19 protein-coding genes are annotated in these 18716 nt (G+C 69.3%); 12 read left to right on the forward strand and 7 right to left on the reverse strand.

The genetic code is table 11. From position 1 onward, the window contains the following. Positions 1–49: 49 nt before the first annotated feature. From DYE23_RS14730 to DYE23_RS14740, 3 genes are read left to right on the forward strand one after another with little or no spacing between them, the layout of a single operon-like run. Positions 50–1078: an iron ABC transporter substrate-binding protein gene (locus tag DYE23_RS14730; RefSeq protein WP_115327499.1), complete on the forward strand. Its 1029-nt coding sequence runs from the start codon at positions 50–52 to the stop codon at positions 1076–1078. A gap of 4 nt (positions 1079–1082) precedes the next feature. After that, positions 1083–2618, forward strand: a complete 1536-nt coding sequence (locus tag DYE23_RS14735; RefSeq protein WP_172527778.1) for an ABC transporter permease — start codon at positions 1083–1085, stop codon at positions 2616–2618. Next, a complete protein-coding gene (locus tag DYE23_RS14740) occupies positions 2611–3705 on the forward strand; it encodes an ABC transporter ATP-binding protein (RefSeq protein ID WP_011894221.1) in 1095 nt (364 codons plus the stop codon). The genes DYE23_RS14735 and DYE23_RS14740 overlap by 8 nt, the downstream gene beginning before the upstream one ends. On the opposite strand, the gene DYE23_RS14745 is transcribed toward DYE23_RS14740, so the two are convergent. The 4 genes from DYE23_RS14745 to DYE23_RS14760 all read right to left on the reverse strand — a co-directional run bounded on the left by DYE23_RS14745 (position 3658) and on the right by DYE23_RS14760 (position 8091). Continuing rightward, the gene (locus tag DYE23_RS14745; protein ID WP_013471654.1) at positions 3658–5094 is read right to left on the reverse strand and encodes a GuaB1 family IMP dehydrogenase-related protein; all 1437 of its coding nucleotides are present in this window, start codon (positions 5092–5094) and stop codon (positions 3658–3660) included. The genes DYE23_RS14740 and DYE23_RS14745 overlap by 48 nt on opposite strands. Positions 5095–5195: 101 nt before the next feature. Next, on the reverse strand, positions 5196–6650 hold the full coding sequence (gene gnd, locus DYE23_RS14750) for an NADP-dependent phosphogluconate dehydrogenase (RefSeq protein ID WP_115327500.1): 1455 nt from the start codon (positions 6648–6650) through the stop codon (positions 5196–5198). A gap of 74 nt (positions 6651–6724) precedes the next feature. Further along, positions 6725–7660, reverse strand: a complete 936-nt coding sequence (locus DYE23_RS14755) for a M56 family metallopeptidase (RefSeq protein ID WP_115327501.1) — start codon at positions 7658–7660, stop codon at positions 6725–6727. 14 nt (positions 7661–7674) lie between these two features. Continuing rightward, positions 7675–8091, reverse strand: a complete 417-nt coding sequence (locus DYE23_RS14760) for a BlaI/MecI/CopY family transcriptional regulator (RefSeq protein WP_011894217.1) — start codon at positions 8089–8091, stop codon at positions 7675–7677. Positions 8092–8336: 245 nt separating this feature from the next. Between DYE23_RS14760 and DYE23_RS14765 the strand changes: the two genes are divergently transcribed. The 8 genes from DYE23_RS14765 (at position 8337) to DYE23_RS14800 (ending at position 14076) form a co-directional block, all read left to right on the forward strand. Next, positions 8337–9089: an iron reductase gene (locus tag DYE23_RS14765; RefSeq protein ID WP_115327502.1), complete on the forward strand. Its 753-nt coding sequence runs from the start codon at positions 8337–8339 to the stop codon at positions 9087–9089. A 177-nt stretch (positions 9090–9266) separates the two neighbouring features. After that, a complete protein-coding gene (locus DYE23_RS14770) occupies positions 9267–9668 on the forward strand; it encodes a PaaI family thioesterase (protein ID WP_011894215.1) in 402 nt (133 codons plus the stop codon). A 59-nt stretch (positions 9669–9727) separates the two neighbouring features. Beyond that, complete coding sequence (locus DYE23_RS14775) at positions 9728–10030, forward strand: urease subunit gamma (protein ID WP_115327503.1); 303 nt, start codon at positions 9728–9730, stop codon at positions 10028–10030. A 13-nt stretch (positions 10031–10043) separates the two neighbouring features. Then, positions 10044–10361, forward strand: a complete 318-nt coding sequence (locus DYE23_RS14780) for an urease subunit beta (RefSeq protein WP_011894213.1) — start codon at positions 10044–10046, stop codon at positions 10359–10361. Then, positions 10358–12079: an urease subunit alpha gene (locus tag DYE23_RS14785; protein ID WP_115327504.1), complete on the forward strand. Its 1722-nt coding sequence runs from the start codon at positions 10358–10360 to the stop codon at positions 12077–12079. Before DYE23_RS14780 ends, DYE23_RS14785 begins: the two co-directional genes overlap by 4 nt. Before the next feature lie 18 nt (positions 12080–12097). Then, a complete protein-coding gene (locus DYE23_RS14790; protein ID WP_115328972.1) occupies positions 12098–12742 on the forward strand; it encodes an urease accessory protein UreF in 645 nt (214 codons plus the stop codon). A 14-nt stretch (positions 12743–12756) separates the two neighbouring features. After that, positions 12757–13437 (forward strand): urease accessory protein UreG, encoded by a 681-nt coding sequence (gene ureG, locus DYE23_RS14795; protein ID WP_115327505.1) that lies wholly within the window; start codon positions 12757–12759, stop codon positions 13435–13437. Then, a complete protein-coding gene (locus DYE23_RS14800) occupies positions 13438–14076 on the forward strand; it encodes an urease accessory protein UreD (RefSeq protein ID WP_115327506.1) in 639 nt (212 codons plus the stop codon). A 14-nt stretch (positions 14077–14090) separates the two neighbouring features. Here DYE23_RS14800 and DYE23_RS14805 read toward each other — a convergent pair whose 3' ends face one another. From DYE23_RS14805 to DYE23_RS14815, 3 genes are all read right to left on the reverse strand, one after another. Beyond that, complete coding sequence (locus DYE23_RS14805; RefSeq protein ID WP_011894208.1) at positions 14091–15464, reverse strand: type II NADH:quinone oxidoreductase Ndh; 1374 nt, start codon at positions 15462–15464, stop codon at positions 14091–14093. Between the two features lie 145 nt (positions 15465–15609). After that, entirely contained in the window at positions 15610–16539 is a 930-nt protein-coding gene (locus tag DYE23_RS14810) for an LLM class F420-dependent oxidoreductase (protein ID WP_011894207.1), read from the reverse strand. Between the two features lie 98 nt (positions 16540–16637). Continuing rightward, a complete protein-coding gene (locus DYE23_RS14815) occupies positions 16638–17309 on the reverse strand; it encodes an SDR family oxidoreductase (protein ID WP_011894206.1) in 672 nt (223 codons plus the stop codon). Positions 17310–17623: 314 nt separating this feature from the next. On the opposite strand from DYE23_RS14815, the gene DYE23_RS14820 reads away from it, so the two are divergent. Next, entirely contained in the window at positions 17624–18685 is a 1062-nt protein-coding gene (locus tag DYE23_RS14820) for an APA family fibronectin-binding glycoprotein (RefSeq protein WP_041800743.1), read from the forward strand. Positions 18686–18716: the final 31 nt, after the last annotated feature.

Below are 18716 nucleotides of genomic sequence, written 5' to 3' on the forward strand. Positions count from 1 at the left end.
CTCGACGCCAGTGGTACTTTTCTACAAAAGCTTTGGAAAGGCGAACCTAATGTCGAAATCGTTCACCCGGTTGGCAGGCGTGTTCGGGGCCGTCGCAGCCGTGCTCGCGTTCAGCGCGTGCGGCTCCCAGCCCGCGGGCGAGGACGCCGACAAGATCGTCGTGTACTCCGGACGCAGCGAAGAACTGGTCAAGCCCCTCATCGAGCAGTTCACCACCGACACCGGAATCCAGGTGGAGATCCGCTACGCCGGCTCCGGGGAACTGGCCGCGCAGCTGCTCACCGAAGGCGACAAGTCACCCGCCGACGTGTTCCTGTCCCAGGACGCCGGCGCGCTCGGCGCCGTGTCGAAGGCCGGGTTGTTCGCACCGATCAACGCCGATGCGCTGGCCGCGGTCCCGAAGCAGTACTCGGCTGCCGACGGCACCTGGCTGGGGGTCTCCGGCCGGGCGCGCGTCATCGTCTACAACCCGACGCTGGTTTCCGACCCGCCGGACACGATCGACGGTCTGCTCGCCCCCGAGTGGAAGGGCAAGATCGGGTTCGCCCCGAGCAACGCGTCCTGGCAGGCGTTCGTGACCGGGCTGCGGGTCATCCGCGGCGACGACGGCGCCGAGCAGTGGCTGCGTGCGTTCAAAGCGCAGGACCCGCAGGCGTTCGAGAACAACGTCGCCATCCGCGACGCGGTCGACGCCGGGCAGATCCCGCTCGGAATCGCCAACCACTACTACCTCTACGAGCTGATCAACGCCAAGGGCGCCGACGCGGTGACGGCGAGGAACCAGTTCATGGCGCCCGGCGATCCGGGCGGGCTGGTCAACGTCGCCGGAGTCGGGGTGCTGAAGTCGGCGCCGAACCCCGAGGGCGCCCAGGCGTTCGCGTCCTATCTGATCGGTGAGACCGCGCAGAAGTACTTCGCCGAGGAGACGGCCGAGTACCCGCTGGTCGCGGGGGTGGCCACCAGCTCGGAGATGCCGCCGCTGGCCGATCTGCGGCCGCCCGCGGTCGATCTGTCCCAACTCGACGACATCGAAACCACTCAGGAGATGCTGGTCGAGACCGGACTGCTGACCAACTGAGTCGTTGAGCCGACTCGGGCGCCCACCGGCAGGGCTGCTGCTGCCGGCCGCGCTGGTCGCAGCGTGCACGCTGGTTCCGCTCGTCTACCTGTTCGAGCGGGCCTTCGAACGCGGGTTGCCGTTCGTCGTGGACGAACTGCTCCAGCCCCGCACGGCCGCGATGGTCGGCCGGTCCCTGCTTCTCGTCTCTGTCGTGACCGCGGCCTGTGTGGTCCTCGGTGTCGGCCTGGCCGTGCTGGTGACCCGGACCGACCTGCGCGGTCGGCGGGTTCTCGCGGTGGCGCTGACGCTGCCGCTGGCCATGCCGAGCTACCTGCTCGCCTACCTGTGGGTGTCGGCGTTTCCGACCGCGGCCGGGTTCTGGGGCGCGGCGCTGGTGTTGACGCTGGTCAGCTACCCGTTGGTGCTGCTCACCACGATGGCGGCGCTTGCCAGGGTCGACCCCGCGCAGGAGGAGGTCGCGCGGTCGCTGGGGCTCGGCGGTGTCGCGACGCTGTTCCGCGTGACGCTGCGACAGACCCGCGCCGCGATCGCCGCCGGCGCACTGCTGGTGGCCCTGTATGTGCTCAGCGACTTCGGCGCGGTGGCCGCGATGCGCTACGAGGCGTTCACCTGGGTGATCTACGGGGCGTACCGCTCGGGCTTCAATCCGTCCCGGGCCGCGGTCCTGTCGCTGGTGTTGATCGTGTTCGCGGTGCTGCTGGTCGTGGGAGAGCACCGGGCCCGCGGGGTCGCCGCGGCGGGACGTATCGGTGGTGGCGCGCCCCGCCCCGCGCCGGTGAGCCGGCTCGGCCGGTGGCGCTGGCCTGCTCTGGCGGTGCCGGCGGTGGTGCTGACCGCCGCGCTGGTGGTGCCCGGGATCGAGCTGATGGACTGGTTGCTGGCGGCCGGCATGCAGTGGAACGTCGGCGAGTGGCTCGGTGCGCTCGGGTCGACCGTGTGGCTGTCCGCTGCGGCCGCGCTGGTGTCCACGGCGGCGGCATTGCCGCTCGGTGTGCTCGCCGCCCGCCACCGGGACCGCGTGACGCGCACGCTGGAAGGGGCGAGCTTCCTCGCCCACGGGCTGCCGTCGATCGTGATCGCCATCTCGATGGTGTCCCTCGGCGTGCTGCTGTTGCGGCCCATCTACCAGCGCGAACCGTTGCTGATCCTGGCTTATGCGGTGCTGTTCGTGCCGATGGCGATCGGCTCGATCCGGGCGTCGGTCCAGGCCACCCCGGTGCGGCTGGAGGAGGTGGCCCGGTCGCTGGGCCGTCCGCCCGTGCGCGCGTTCGCCACCGTCACCGCGCGGGTCGCGCTCCCCGGCATCGCCGCCGGCGCGGCACTGGTGCTGCTGACGTGCATGAAGGAGCTGCCGGTCACCCTGCTGCTGCACCCGACGGGCACCGATACGCTGGCGACGCGCCTGTGGGGATACAGCTCCATCAGCGACTACGCGGCGGCCGCCCCGTACGCTGCGGCACTGTTGTTGTTCGCCGCGGTGCCGACCGCAGTGCTCGGGCTGTGGAGCACACGTTCAGCGGAGGTGCGCGTTGACTGACCCGATGGCGTTACCCGCGGCCTCGGTCCAGGCGCACGGCATCCACAAGGCGTTCGGGATGCGGTCGGTACTGCGCGGCGTCGACCTCGAGGTGCCCGCGGGATCGATCACCGCGATCCTCGGACCGTCCGGGTGCGGCAAGACGACGCTGCTGCGCATCCTGGCCGGCTTCGAGGACCCCGATCTGGGGACGGTCCGGATCGCCGGCGAGACGGTGGCCTCCGACGCTGTGACCGTCCCGGTGCATCGCCGCCGCGTCGGGCTCATGCCGCAGGAGGGGGCGTTGTTCCCGCATCTGAGCGTCGGGGAGAACGTCGCCTTCGGTCTCGGCCGCGCCGACCGCGAGCACGCCCGCGCCCAGGTCGCGCACTGGCTGGAGGTCGTCGGCCTCGGCGATCTGGCCCGCGCGCGCCCTCACGAGATCTCGGGCGGTCAACAGCAGAGGGTCGCGCTGGCCCGCGCACTTGCGGCGCGGCCGCGGGTGCTGCTTCTCGACGAGCCGTTCGCCGCGCTGGACGCCGGGTTGCGGGTCAGGGTGCGCGAGGACATCGCGGCGATCCTGCGCGACACCGGCACGACGGCGGTCCTGGTCACCCACGATCAGTCCGAGGCGCTGTCGCTGGCCGATTCGGTGGCGCTGCTGATCGGCGGGGCCGTCGCCCAGCACGGCACGCCCGCCGATCTGTACCACCGTCCCGGCACGCTGACCAGCGCGCGGTTCATCGGGAACACGGTCGAGATCACCGGTACCGCGGAGTCCGGCACCGTCCACACCGCCCTCGGCGCGCTGCGGTCGAAGGTGACGGTCGGCGACGGCCCCGCCGTGGTGGTGCTGCGGCCCGAGCAGTTGCGGGTCGGCACCGACGGCTCCGGGTCGCCGGCCCGGGTGCGGGCCTGCCGGTTCTACGGCGCGGACACGGTGGTGCACGTGACGCTCGATGACGGGACGGCGCTGCAGGTGCGCAGCCCTGGCGCACCGGGACTCGACGAGGGCGCCGACGTCACCGTCGACGTCGTCGGGGACGTGCTGGCCTACCCGTCACCAACCGGTCGGGAGCGGGTGTCCCTCGGCGAAGCCGGCAGCTGACTGCACCCCGAGCACCGCTTTGTCGTGCAGTTCGGGCAGTGTCGCGGCCCCGACGTAGGTGCAGGTGCTGCGCACACCCGAGGTGATGTGGTCGAGCAGGTCCTCCACGCCGCCGCGGACGGGGTCCAGGTCCATCCGTGACGTCGAGATGCCCTCTTCGAAGAGGCCTTTGCGGGCCCGGTCGAACGCGCTGTCACCCGCGGTGCGCGCCGCGACGGCCCGCTTGGACGCCATCCCGTAGCTCTCCTTGTACGGCAGGCCGTCGCGGTCGTGCATCAGGTCGCCGGGGGACTCGTAGGTTCCGGCGAACCACGACCCGATCATCACGTTCGACGCACCCGCGGCCAGCGCCAGCGCGACGTCGCGGGGATGCCGGACACCGCCGTCGGCCCACACGTGACCGCCGAGTTCCTTTGCCGCAGAGGCACATTCGACCACCGCCGAGAACTGCGGACGGCCGACGCCGGTCATCATCCGGGTGGTGCACATCGCGCCGGGCCCGACGCCCACCTTCACGATCGTCGCGCCGGCGTTGATCAGGTCCCGCGTCCCGGTGGCCGACACCACGTTGCCCGCGGCCAGCGGCACGCCGAGGTCTGCTGCCGCGACGGCGGCGATCGCGTCGAGCATCTTGCGCTGGTGGCCGTGGGCGGTGTCGATCACGAGAAGGTCGGCGCCGGCCTCGACGAGATCGCGGGCCTTCGCCGCCACGTCGCCGTTGATTCCGACGGCCGTCGCGATCCGGAGGCGTCCGTACGCGTCGACCGCGGGGGTGTAGATGCCGGCCCGCACGGCGCCGGTGCGCGTGAGCACCCCGGCCAGCGACCCGTCCGCGTCGGTCAGCACCGCGACGTCGATGTGCGCGTGTTCGAGGAGGTCGAACACCTTGCGGGGGTCCGTCCCGGCCGGGGCGGTGACGAAGTCCGTGATCGCCACGTCGCACACCCGGGTGAAGCGGTCCACGCCGTGACACGCCGCCTCGGTCACCAGACCCACCGGCCTGTCGTGGTCGAGCACGACCGCCGCGCCGTGGGCCCGTTTGTGGATCAGTGCGGCGGCGTCGGACACCGAATCGTCGGGGGAGAGTGTGACCGGAGTGTCGACCACGGTGTCGCGGCTCTTGACGAAGTCGACGGTGTGCCTGACGGCCGAGGGCGGGAGGTCCTGGGGGAGGACGACGATACCGCCGCGCCGCGCGACCGTCTCCGCCATCCGGCGTCCCGCGACCGCGGTCATGTTCGCGACCACCACGGGGATCGTCGTGCCCGACCCGTCGACGGTGGACAGGTCCACGTCGAAGCGCGAGGTGACCTCGGAGCGCCCCGGCACGACGAACACGTCGTTGTAGGTCAGGTCGTACGGCGGCCGGTGGCCATCCAGAAACTGCACGCGCCCGAGTCTAGTGGCGCCCCGTCTCCCCGCGAGCAGACGCGAACTCGCACGACGCGCCGGCGACACGCCCGAGTGTGCGACTGCTCGCGGGAGGAAGGTTAGGCCTCGACCTCGGTGCGGTCGCCGCTCCACAGTGTGTGGAAGCGCTTCTCGCGGTCGGTGTCGATGCGGCCGTAGGTGTGCGCGCCGAAGAAGTCACGCAGCCCCTGGGTCAGTGCGGCGGGCAGGCGCTCGGTGCGCAGACCGTCGTAGTAGGACAGCGCGGAGCTGAAGCCGGGGATCGGGATGCCCAGCTCGGTGGCCTTGACCACGACGCGGCGCCAGCTGTCGATCGCCGCCTCGATGGCGTCGCGGAAGTACGGGTCGACGATCAGCGTCGGCAGATCGGGGTCGTTGTCGAAGGCGTCGGTGATCCGGTTGAGGAACTTGGCCCGGATGATGCAGCCGCCCCGCCAGATTCGCGCCATGTCACCGGGCTTGATGTCCCAGTCGTACTCGTCGGAGCCGGCCTGGATCTGGTTGAAGCCCTGGGCGTAGGCGATGATCTTCGACGCGTACAGCGCCTGCCGGATGTCCTCGACGAACTGCTCTGCATCGCCGGGTTTCTCACCGAGATCCCCGGACGCCAGGCCGGTGGTGGCCTTGCGCTGGGCCACCGAGCCCGACAGCGCGCGGGCGAACACCGCCTCGGCGATGCCCGTCACCGGCACGCCCAGATCCAGGGCCGACTTGACCGTCCAGCGGCCGGTGCCTTTCTGCTCGGCCTCGTCGAGGATCACATCGACCAGCGGCGTGCCGGTCGTGGCGTCGGTCTGGCGCAGCACCTGGGCGGTGATCTCGACCAGGAAGCTGTCCAGGTCGCCGGCGTTCCACTCGTCGAACACGTCGGCGATCTCGGGGGCGCTCTTGCCCAGCCCGTCGCGCAGCAACTGGTAGGCCTCACCGATGAGCTGCATGTCGGAGTACTCGATGCCGTTGTGCACCATCTTCACGAAATGTCCCGCACCGTCGGGGCCGATATGGGTGCAGCACGGCACGCCGTCGACGTGGGCCGAGATCTCCTCGAGCAGCGGCCCCAGCGAGGCATAGGACTCGGCCGGGCCGCCCGGCATGATCGACGGCCCGTTCAGCGCGCCCTCCTCACCACCGGAGATGCCGGCGCCGACGAAGTGCAGCCCCCGCTCACGGATCGCCTTCTCCCGCCGGATGGTGTCCGTGTAGAGGGCGTTGCCGCCGTCGATGATGATGTCGCCTTCTTCCATCGCGTCGGCGAGCTCATTGATCACCGCATCGGTCGGGTCGCCGGCCTTGACCATGATCAGCACCCGGCGCGGCTTCTCCAGCGCATCGAGGAACTCCGCGATCGTCTCGCTGCGCACGAAATTCCCGTCCGAACCGTGCTCGGCGAGCAGCGCGTCGGTCTTGGCGACCGAACGGTTGTGCAGAGCAACGGTGTAGCCGTGCCGCGCGAAGTTGCGCGCGATGTTCGATCCCATCACCGCCAGACCGGTGACGCCGATCTGGGCGCTACCCGTGGTTCCGGACGAGCTCATAGACAAAACCCTTTCGATCTCTTACTGCGACACAGCTTCTGACAGGTTTTTCGCAAGAGAACCCGGGCGGGTCCCTAGACGAGGAACAACCGATGCAGCTCGTTGAGCCACGGGACCGCGAACGCGACTGTCGGCACGACCAGCACCGCCGCCGCCGCGGCGTAGGCGCCCGCCGCGAGCATCCTGCTGTTGGGCTTGCCGCCGAGCCGGCGCACCCGCACCACGGTGGTGGGCCCGCCCGCGGCGAGCGCACCGCGGGGAGCGCGGCCGGACGCGCACGCGACCAGCGCCCGGGCCAACGGCGTGGGCCCTTCGGCCCGCACCGCGGCGTCATCGGCGAGAAGTTCGATCAGAAGGCGGACGGCGTTGAGCGCGTGGCCGCTGCGCACCAGCCGGGGAAAGGCCGCGTGGACCGCGGTGAACATCTCCAGTACCAGGTCGTGGCGGGCACGCAGGTGGGCGTGCTCGTGCTCCAGGATCGCCGACATCTCGTTGTCGGCGAGCGTCTTGAGCGCCCCCTCGCTGACGACGACGCGGCTGCGGACACCCGGAAGGCAGTACGCCAGCGGTTCGTCGACGTCGAGGACGCGCAGCCTGCTGCGGGAGCGGGTGCGGCTGTGGTGGGCCCCGACGAGGTCGACGACCATCCGGTGGTGTGCCCGGCGTCGCCGGGTCGCGACCGCGACGTTGAGTACCGAGACGACCAATCGGGCGCCGACGACGAGTGTCAGCAGGAAGACGACGACGTAGGCGGTCCACAACGGCCACCCCAGGACCGCGATCTCACCGACGATCGTCGAGGTGGGCCTGCCGTCGGGACCGGGTACGAAAAGCCTGCTCGCGATTGCGATTCCGGCGGAGAACGCCGACAGCACCGCGGCCGCCGCGATCGACTGCCACAGCACGATCGCTGCCCGCGGAGCGCGCAGTGGCCAGGCTGCTCGCGCCAGCATCGCAGGCACCGGCCCCGAGAGGAGCAACGCGAGGAGGGAGAAGGCCAGCGCGGACACGCTGTAAGTGTCCCTCAGGCGGTGGGTGAATCGCCAGCGGGCCGGTCTGTCGGGTGCTTGTCTTCCAGTTCGGCCAGGGCGCGGCGCAATGCAGCCGCCTCACCGGCGCCGACGCGTTCGACGAAGTGCACGAGGGCGGCCTCCCGGCTGCCCGAATCCGCGGCCTGGTCGAGGGCGTCCACCATCAGGCCGGCGACCAGTTCGTCGCGTCCGTGGGTGGGTGCGTACCGATGGGCCCGGTCGTCGCGATGCTGGACCACCAGGTTCTTCTTCGCCAGTCGCTGCAGCACGGTCATGATCGTCGTGTAGGCGAGGTCGCGGCGTGCGGAGAGCGCTTCGTGCACCTGGCGCACGGTCTGAGGCTCCCCGGACGACCACAGGTGGTCCATCACGGAGCGCTCGAGCTCCCCGAGTCGAGTCAGCTTGGCCATCTTCCGTTCACCTCCTGCCGGCAGTCGATCAAAGCGTACTACGGGATTACTACCGCGCGTCGTATCAAGTCTCGGCGCAGGTCGATCGCCGGAGATGCGCACTTCGGAGATACCAACGTCACGGCGTGTGCGGGCGCGTCCGTCCGGTCGTGTGAGTCCAGTCACAGGTTCTAGCCCCTTCGGTCAGCCTGACTATAGTAAGGCTAACCTAAATCGGTAAGCCCTACCCAGATCGCGAGGTGCCCGTGACAGTCGTTGTCGAGGATCCACTCATCGCCAGCATGTCGATCGGGCAGACCCTGCCCATCCACGAATCGAGCCGTCGTCTGCGCGAGATGTACCGCGAATGTCCGCGGGTCTACGGGGTGGCGGTGATGGGGGACCTGTCCCGACGACGCTGGTGGCCCCTGACCGAGATCCTGACGACGGACCGCCTCGACCGGATGTTCCACACCGGAGTGGCCGAGACCGACAGTCGCACCGCCGTCACCCAACAGTTGGCCGCGACCTTCGCCCATGTCGTCGTCGGCCGCGTCATCCCGCTGCTTGCCCTCGAAGGCCGGGCGTGGGACACCGGCCCGGAGAACCTCTGGGTGCACGTCGACTCCGAGGGCGCGATCGACTGGGTGGGCGTGGTCGATCCGACCCTGCGCGCCCTGCCCGACGACTCGCTGGCCTCGACGGGACAGAGCGGCATCGTCGCGCTGCCCAGTGAGGCCGCGCTGACCACATGGGTGGCACACCGGAGCCATCGGGCACTGGGGCCGCTGTTCACCAGGCTCGCCGCGGTCAGCGGCGGCGCCATGCCCGTCTCGGCGATGTGGCACATCGTCGGGGGCGCGGTGGTCAACGCCGCGACCCAGGTCCCACTGCTCGCGGGATCCAGCGAGATCGTCAGCATGCGGCGCGGACAGGCCGTTCTCGACGCCTTTGTCAGCTTCGGCCTGCCGGTTCGCGGCGTTACCCGATCCGCCGGGACGAAGGTCTTGCTCAATTAGGTAAGGGTTGCCTATCCTATGGAGGTCGGGTTGATCCCGAACTTCGGATCCACCGGACCGCGCCGGAGTCCTGAGGGCTGCAGAGACCCCCGGTCCGACCGAAGGAAGGGCCCCACGCATCGCGTGGGGCCCTTCTCCATTTCAGGAAATCGTCGGTGGGCGTGTAGAACTCCAAGCGTGAGTGAAGTTCCTGACGGCCTCGGCGACGGTTTCGACAAAGAACTCGGGTTGACCTACCTGGAGATGTCGCCGGACGGCGGGCGCGCGCAACTCGAGATCACCGAGAAGCTGTTACAGCCGTGGGGGATCGTGCACGGCGGTGTGTACTGCGCGGTGATCGAGAGCATGGCCAGCGTGTCGGCACACGTATGGCTGGGCCAGAACGGTGGAGGCACGGTCGTCGGCGTCAACAACAACACCGACTTCCTGCGGGCGATCCGCTCGGGAACGGTCACCGCGACGTCGACGCCCATCCATCGCGGCCGACGCCAGCAGCTCTGGTTGATCACCATCACCGACGAGGCGGGCAAGACGGTGGCGCGGGGCCAGGTGCGGCTCCAGAACCTGCCCGACGCGTAGCGTCCTCCAGCAATCGAGTGCGCTGCTGACCGGGGTCCGGTCTGGCAGGATCGCCCGTTATGCGTCTGACACCGCCTGAACAGGAACGCCTGCTCCTGTCCTATGCCGCCGAACTCGCCCGCCGCCGCCAGGCCCGCGGGCTCAAGCTCAACCATCCCGAAGCGGTCGCGATCATCACCGACCACATCCTCGAAGGGGCGCGCGACGGCCGCACCGTCGCCGAGTTGATGATCAGCGGCCGAGACGTTCTCGGTCGCGACGACGTCCTGGTGGGTGTCCCGGAGATGCTCGACGACGTCCAGGTCGAGGCGACATTCCCCGACGGCACGAAGCTCGTGACCGTCCACCACCCGATCCCGTGAGAGCAGGCAGGCAGTGATACCCGGCGAGATCGTCTTCGGCGACGGCGACATCGAGATCAATCCCGGCGCGGCGCGGCTGGAGATGGAAATCGTGAACACCGGTGACCGACCGGTGCAGGTCGGTAGCCACGTCCACGTGCCGCAGGCCAACAGCGCGCTGGAGTTCGACAGGGCGGCCGCGCACGGATACCGCTTCGACATCGCCGCAGGCACCGCGATCCGGTTCGAACCCGGTGTGGCGCAGCAGGTTCGCCTCGTTCCGCTGCGGGGCACCAGAGAGGTGCACGGACTGAGTCTCGACCCGCCCGGCAGATTGGATGGATCGCGATGACCCGGCTCACCCGGACCCACTACGCGGCACTGTTCGGACCCACGACGGGGGATCGCATCCGGCTGGCAGACACCGATCTGTTCATCGAGATCACCGAGGACCGCAGCGGCGGACCCGGTCTGGCCGGCGACGAGGCCGTCTTCGGCGGAGGCAAGGTCCTGCGCGAATCGATGGGCCAGTCACGGGCCACGCGCGCCGACGGCGCCCCCGACACGGTCATCACCGGCGCGGTGATCCTGGACCATTGGGGAATCATCAAGGCCGACATCGGCATTCGTGACGGTCGTATCGTCGGGATCGGGAAGGCGGGTAACCCCGACATCATGTCGGGGGTGCACCCCGCGCTGGTGGTGGGGCCGTCCACCGAGATCATCGCGGGCAACGGCCGCATCGTCACCGCGGGCGCGATCGACTGCCATGTGCACCTGATCTGCCCGCAGATCATGGAGGAAGCGCTCGGTGGTGGGATTACGACCATCATCGCGGGCGGGACCGGCCCGGCCGAGGGCAGCAAGGCCACCACCGTGACCCCGGGTGCATGGCACCTGGCCAGGATGCTGGAGGCGCTCGACACCTGGCCGATGAACGTCGCGCTGCTGGGCAAGGGCAACACCGTCAGCAGCGAGGCGATGTGGGAGCAACTACGCGGCGGCGCAGCGGGTTTCAAACTGCACGAGGACTGGGGCACCACCCCCGCGGCGATCGACGCCTGCCTGACGGTGTGCGAACAGGCCGGTGTGCAGGCCAACATCCACACCGACACCCTCAACGAGGCTGGCTTCGTCGAGGACACGCTCGCCGCGATCAAGGGCCGTTCGATACACGCGTATCACACCGAGGGTGCCGGCGGTGGGCACGCACCCGACATCATCACCGTGGCAAGCCATCCCAATGTGCTGCCCAGCTCGACCAATCCCACCCGCCCGCACACGGTGAACACCCTCGACGAGCATCTCGACATGCTGATGGTGTGCCACCATCTCAACCCGCGGGTCCCCGAGGATCTCGCATTCGCCGAGAGCCGGATCCGGCCGTCGACGATCGCGGCCGAGGACCTGCTGCACGACATCGGCGCGATCTCGATGATCGGCAGTGACGCGCAGGCGATGGGCCGCATCGGCGAAGTCGTGATGAGGACATGGCAGACCGCGCATGTGATGAAACGGCGACGGGGCAACCTGGCGGGGGACACCCGCGCCGACAACAACCGCGCGCGACGCTACGTCGCGAAGTACACCATCTGCCCGGCCGTCGCGCACGGTCTCGACGGCGAGATCGGGTCTGTCGAGGTCGGCAAGCTCGCCGACCTGGTCCTGTGGGAGCCCGCGTTCTTCGGGGTGCGTCCGCACGCCGTCGTGAAGGGCGGCATGATCGCGTGGGCGGCGATGGGCGACGCCAACGCGTCGATTCCGACACCGCAGCCGGTGTTGCCGCGTCCCATGTTCGGTGCGGCCCCGGCCGCGGCAGCCCACACATCGGTGCATTTCGTCGCGCCACAGGCCGTCGAAGACGGTCTCGCCGACCGGATCGCCGTGAACCGCAAGCTCGTTGCGGTCGGCAACGTTCGCGGTGTCGGCAAGGCCCAGATGCCGGGCAACGACGCGACCCCGGACATCCGGGTCGATCCGGACACCTTCACCGTCCGCATCGACGGGGAGGTCTGGGAGGAGCAGCCCGCGGAGGAACTTCCGATGGCACAGCGCTACTTCCTGTTCTAGCCGGGATCGGTGTTCACGATGACGCATTTGACGACCCTGCTGGCCCTGTCCGACTCGAGGCTGCCGACAGGTGGCCACGTTCATTCGGGGGGAGTGGAGGAAGCGGTGAGCAGCGGCCTGGTCGCCGACCTCGCAACACTGCAAGCGTTCCTGCGGCGGCGCATCAGAACGACCGGTCTGGTCACCGCCTCTCTGGCCGCGGCTGTGCACCGCGGGTCCCTCTCCGCCGCGGCAGGACAGGCCGGTGACGCTGAAACCGACGCGCGCACACCGGCTCCGGCGGCACGGCAGGCCTCACGCGCACAGGGCCGGGGCCTGGTCCGGCTGGCGCGGCGGGTATGGCCGGATCACGACTGGGACACGCTGGGACCGACACCGCATCTGGCGGTGGCGGCCGGGGCGGTCGGAGCGGCGAGCGGACTGGCACCCGAGCACACCGCGCTGTCGCTGGTGTACACCACGATGACGGGCTCGGCGACCGCCGCGCAACGACTGCTCGCGCTGGACCCCGGCGACGTCGCCGCGGTCACGTTCGAGCTGTCCTCGCTGTGCGACCAGACCGCGACCGAGGCCGCGAAGGGTCTCGCCGACCTGTCCGATCCTCTGCTCGATGTACTCGCGCAGCGCCACGCCGAGCGCGAACGACCGCTGTTCGCTTCCTAGAGAAAGTTGCCGACATGCCACCGCATTTCCTGGACGGTCAGCCACACGGTCACGCCGACCGCCCCCGCCGCGCCCGGCGACCGGACGAGCCGTTGCGCATCGGGGTCGGCGGACCCGTCGGTTCCGGCAAGACGGCCCTGGTCGCCGCGTTGTGCAGGCAGCTGCGCGAGGAACTGTCACTCGCGGTGCTGACCAACGACATCTACACCACCGAGGACGCCGACTTCCTGCGGCGCAACGCCGTGCTGCCCGACGACCGCATCGCCGCGGTACAGACCGGCGGCTGCCCGCACACTGCCATACGCGACGACATTACGGCCAACCTGGATGCGATCGACGATCTGATCGCCGGCCACGATGACCTCGACCTGATCCTGGTGGAATCGGGCGGGGACAATCTGACGGCGACTTTCTCGTCGGGACTGGTCGATGTCCAGATCTTCGTGATCGATGTGGCCGGTGGCGACAAGGTGCCCCGTAAAGGCGGACCGGGGGTCACGTTCTCGGATCTGTTGGTGATCAACAAGACCGACCTCGCCCCGCTGGTCGGCGCCGATCTGGACGTGATGCGCAGGGATGCCGCCGCGGTCCGCGGCGAGCGGCCCTTCGAGCTGATCTCGCTGACCGGTGATCCCGCCGCGACGCCGGTTCTGGGCTGGGTCCGCGAGCAGCTCAGGGTGGCACAGGCCGTCTGAATGCGCTCCGACGTCCTCATCGTCGCCCGGCCCGGCCTGCCCCCGCACATCGAGAGCAGGGGCGGGATCGCAGGCAGGCGCACAGAACCCGACACCGTGCATCTGGTGTCGTCGGTGGCGACGCCGCTGGGCGGCGACGCGATCTCGATGCGCGTCGTCGTCGAATCCGGGGCGCGGCTCTCGGTGCGCACCGTGGCAGCCACAGTCGCCCTGCCCGGCGCGGCGACCGTCGAATCCCACGCCACCTGGACCCTCGAGGTCGCCGGCGAGCTCGACCTCGACCCTGAGCCGACGATCGTCGCCGCGACGGCACGCCACCACGCAGCGACGCACCTGACACTGGCCGCGAACGGAGCCGTCCGGGTGCGCGAACGGATCCAGATCGGCAGAACCGGTGAGCGGCAAGGCTTCTGGTCAGGATCCCTGCATGCCGACGTCGACGGCAGACCACTGCTGCGACATCGGGTGGAACTCGGGCACGGCTCGTACGCCGACGACGACCTCGCCGCCCCCCGGGCGTGCGTCAGCGAACTGCGGTACCCGCACGTGGCGACCGACGCCGCGGGCACGACGCTCGAGCTGGCAGGGGGAGGCGGCCTGTCGACCTGGCAAGGCGACAGACTGCACAGCCGTCCCTGACGGCAGCGGCCGCGCTAGCTGGCCGCTTTCTCCGTGTCCTGAACGGACGCGGCGATCTCCTCGAGTTCCTCGAGTCGTATTCGCGCGTAGGCCTGTTGCTCGGTGATCGTCAACTGCCCGCGCTTGGTCGACAGGAACGTCACCGTCCACGACAGCAGGGTCACGATCTTGGTCTTGAAGCCGACCAGGTACACCAGGTGCAGCACCAGCCACGAGAGCCACGCGATGAAGCCGCCGAACTCCAGTGGACCGATCTTGGCGACGGCACTGAACCGCGACACCGTGGCCATGGAGCCCTTGTCGAAGTACTTGAACGGTTCCCGTTCCGACACTTCGGCGCCCTTGAGGCCGGCGGCGATCGCCTTGGCGGCGTAGCGGCCGCCCTGGATCGCACCCTGCGCCATGCCCGGCACGTCCTCGACGGCTGCCATGTCGCCGACGACGAAGACGTTGGGATGGCCCGGGATGGACAGGTCCGGAAGAACTTTCACACGGCCGGCACGGTCGAGCTCCACACCGGACTGGTCGGCCAGGTCGCGGCCCAGAGGACTGGCCGAGACGCCCGCCGACCACACCTTGCACGCGGCCTCGATGCGGCGCATCGTTCCGTCGGGATCCTTGACGGTGATGCCGTTGCGGTCGACGTCGGTGACCATCGCGTTGAGCTGGATTTCGACGCCCATCTTCTCCAGGCGCTTCTGCGCCTGCTTGCCCAGCTTCTCACCCATCGGCGGCAGCACTGCCGGAGCGGCGTCGAGCAGGATCACCCGGGCCTTGGTCGAATCGATGTGCCGGAACGCGCCTTTGAGGGTGTGATCGGCCAATTCCGCGATCTGCCCGGCCATTTCGACACCGGTCGGGCCGGCACCCACGACCACGAAGGTCAGCAGCTTCTCGCGGCGCGCCGGGTCGCTGGACCGTTCGGCCTGCTCGAACGAACCGAGGATGCGGCCGCGCAGTTCCAGCGCGTCATCGATGGACTTCATCCCCGGTGCCCACTCGGCGAAGTGGTCGTTGCCGAAGTAGGACTGGCCGGCGCCCGCGGCGACGATCAGGCTGTCGAAGGGCGTGATGTAGGTGTGGCCGAGCAGTTCCGACCGGACGGTGTTGGTCTTCAGGTCGATCCGGGTGACGTCGCCGAGCAGCACCTGCGCGTTCTTCTGGTTGCGCAGGATGACGCGGGTCGCCGGGGCGATCTCGCCCTCGGAGATGATCCCCGTCGCCACCTGGTAGAGCAGCGGCTGGAAGAGATGGTGGGTGGTCCGCGCGATCATCTTGATGTCGACGTCGGCCTTCTTCAACGCCTTCGCCGCGGTCAACCCACCGAAGCCCGATCCGATGATGACCACCTTGTGGCGATCGGATGGAGTCGCTCCGGGATGGCTCATTGCTACTCCTAACGAGGTCCTCGATGACGGACCTGCCTCGGGTACCTTCTTTACCCATTCAGATCAACGAAAATCCTAGTCGCTGACCTTCCGGGTGGCGCGGTGACGTGCCTTACCGCGCCAGATGTCCCGAGTTGTTCCTCCGTCAGCCCGCGACCAGCGGCTTGAGCGCCTCGCCGAGCGCGGTGATCTGGCCGGGCTGGTAGCCGACGGTCTGGGTCGGCACGAAGAGGATGACCCCGTCGACCCCGGCGTCGAGAACCTTGGACTGGACCTGTTCGGCGATCTGTTCCGGGGTGCCCGCGACCATCCGCTGCCTGAAGTCCTCCGGGATCATGTCGGGCGAGACGCCGTCACCGGTCAGCGCGCCGATCAGCATGCTGGTCTCCAGCGTCGACGGGTCCCGATCGATCTTTTCGCAGGCCTGCGTGACGACGTCGATCTTTCGGGCCAGCTCGTCGAATCCGGCGATCACGTTGAGATGGTCGAAGTGCCGTGCGGCCAACGGAATGGTCTTCTTCTCGCCACTGCCGCCGATCATCAGCGGAATGTGTTCGCGGAAGCGGGGATTGGCCATCGCGTCCTTGACGCTGTAGTACTCGCCGGAGAAGGTCGGTGTCTCACCCTTGATCATCGGCAGGATGATCTGCAGCGCCTCGCCGAGCTTGTTGAAGCGATCTGTGAAGGTTCCGAACTCGTAGCCGAGCTGGTCGTGTTCGAGCTCGAACCAACCGGTGCCGATGCCGAGGATCGCACGACCCGCGCTGATCACGTCGAGCGTCGTGATGTTCTTGGCCAGCAGCGTCGGGTTGCGGTAGGTGTTGCCGGTGACGAGCGTGCCCAGTTGGACGCTGTCGGTGGCGGCGGCCAGCGCGCCGAGTGCGGTATACGCCTCCAGCATCGGCTGGTCGGGCGTCCCGATTCCGGGCAGTTGGTAGAAGTGGTCCATCAGGAACACCGAGTCGAACCCTGAGGTGTCCGCTTCCTTCGCCTGTGCGACGACGGTGGGGAAGAGGTCGGAAACGCCGGTGCCGTAGGAGAAGTTGTTGATCTGGAGTCCGAGTCGAATGCTCACCCGACCGACCCTACGCAGCCCGGACGGGTCGCCGTCGTGCGTTTCACCCGCCGCGAAGCGCGGAATAAAGTCAGACTCGGGCCCGCTTGGACTGACTTCTAGGCGAAGTTCGCCAGCGCCCCGTGGCTCACGTGCAGCGTCTGTCCGGTGATGTGCCGGGCGGCGGGTGTGGTGAGGAACAACGACAGGCGGGAGATCTCGGTGCTGGCCGGTGGCGGTGTGGCGCCGACTCCGTCGTAGCCGGGTTCGACGCCGCGGCCGACCGCGACGGCGTTGATGGTGATACCGCGGATCCCGAAATGGTTCGCCAGACCGGCGGTCCAGTCGGACACCGCCGCTTTGACCGCCGACGCGGCGCCGCCCTCCTCCGGGAGATCGGGGATGACGGTGATGATGGATCCGCCGGAGCGCATGTGATCGCCGAGCACCTGCACGGTCAGCACGGACGCCAGCAGGTTCGCGTCGAACAGGCCGCGCCACTGAGCGGCGTGATCGGTCAGCGTGTACGCGCGGGGGTCGCCGCCCACCCAGGTGGGCGCCGGTACGTTGATGATGGCGTCGAGGTGTGCGGGGACCTGTCCGTGCAGGTCACCGACGGAGGCGGGGTCGGTGTTGTCGAAGACGTAGGCGTCCGTGTCGAGTTCCTTGGCGAGGACCTCGAGTTCGTCGCGGCGACGGCCGCCGACGAGCACCGTGTGGCCGGCCTCGTGGAAGCCTTCGGCGATCGTGCGTCCCAGATCGGTATCGCAGCCTGTGACCAGCACGTCCATCGTGGCCCCCTTCTTGAGCGTTCGGCGCTGAACTCAGCGAGCGCCGCCAATGTTACTGGACAGTAGCTATATCAGGAACCCGGCACGCCGCCGCGGTAACGCGAGCGGGGCGAAAGCCGACGTACGGGTGAGACATCACACACGACCGGACACCATCTCCCGCGATCCCGCGCAACGCGCGGGCTGTTCCGCGGTGCCAGCAAATCGCTACATAGCCGCTATCAGCGGCAATAGCACCGCAGCAATGTAACAATTCAGCACAATTTGACCACCCCGCACTTGCGTCACGGCTGCAACACGGTAGTTTCATGACCATGGATCAGCCGAATGTGTTTCCGCACCGCCGCGCGGGCACCCCGACGTCGATTCGACGCTCCGTCGTGACCGGCGCCACCACCGCCGCGCTGGCCGCGGCCCTTGCCCTGCCGGGCATCGCCAACGCTCAGCCCGCGCCGACGCCGACGCCCGCCCCGCCGCCTCCCGCGGTCGGCGCCCCGCAGGCTCCGGCTCCGGACGCTCCGGCGGCACCGGCACCGGCACCGCCCGCTGATCCGAACGCACCCGCGCCTGCCGCGCCACCCGCGACCCCGCCGGCCGACCCCAACGCACCGGTACCACCGCCGGCTGACCCGAACGCGCCGGCACCGGCCGGGCCCGAAGCCCCGGCGGCCCCCGCGCCCGAACCCGGACGTGTCGACAACGCCGCCGGCGGCTTCAGCTACGTCGTCCCCGCGGGCTGGAAGGTCTCGGACGCCACGCAGCTGTCCTACGGCCAGGCGCTGCTGTCCAAGCTCCCGCCGGAAGGCTCGCCGCCGGACGCCCAGCCGCCGAACGACACCAGCGTGCTGTTGGGCCGGTTGGACCTGAAGCTGTTCGCGGGCGCCGAGACCGACAACACCAAGGCTGCGCAGCGGCTCGCGTCCGATATGGGCGAATTCTTCATGCCGTTCCCGGGGACCCGGGTCAACCAGCAGGTCGTCCCCCTGGACGCCAACGGTATGACCGGCGTCGCGTCGTACTACGAGGTGAAGTTCACCGACACCAACAAGCCCAACGGTCAGATCTGGGCGGGTGTGGTCGGGGCTCCGGTCGCGCCGGGCACGCCGCGCGGACAGCGCACCCCCGAGCGTTGGTTCGTGGTGTGGCTGGGCACGGCGACCAATCCGGTGCCGCAGGGCGAGGCCGTCACCCTGGCCAACTCGATCCGGCCCTGGGCCCCGCCGCCGCCGCCCCCGGCCGACCCGAACGCACCTGTGCCGCCGGCCGATCCCAACGCGCCGCCGGCCGACCCGAACGCCGCACCGCCGCGGCCCGCCGTCGGCGTCCCGGTTCCGGTCGATCCGAACACCGCTCCAGGAATGCTGCCGCCGGCCTGATCGGCCGGGTCGTCCCCCGGGAAATCGTGTC

This window comes from Mycolicibacterium gilvum, from assembly GCF_900454025.1.
Classification (GTDB): domain Bacteria; phylum Actinomycetota; class Actinomycetes; order Mycobacteriales; family Mycobacteriaceae; genus Mycobacterium; species Mycobacterium gilvum.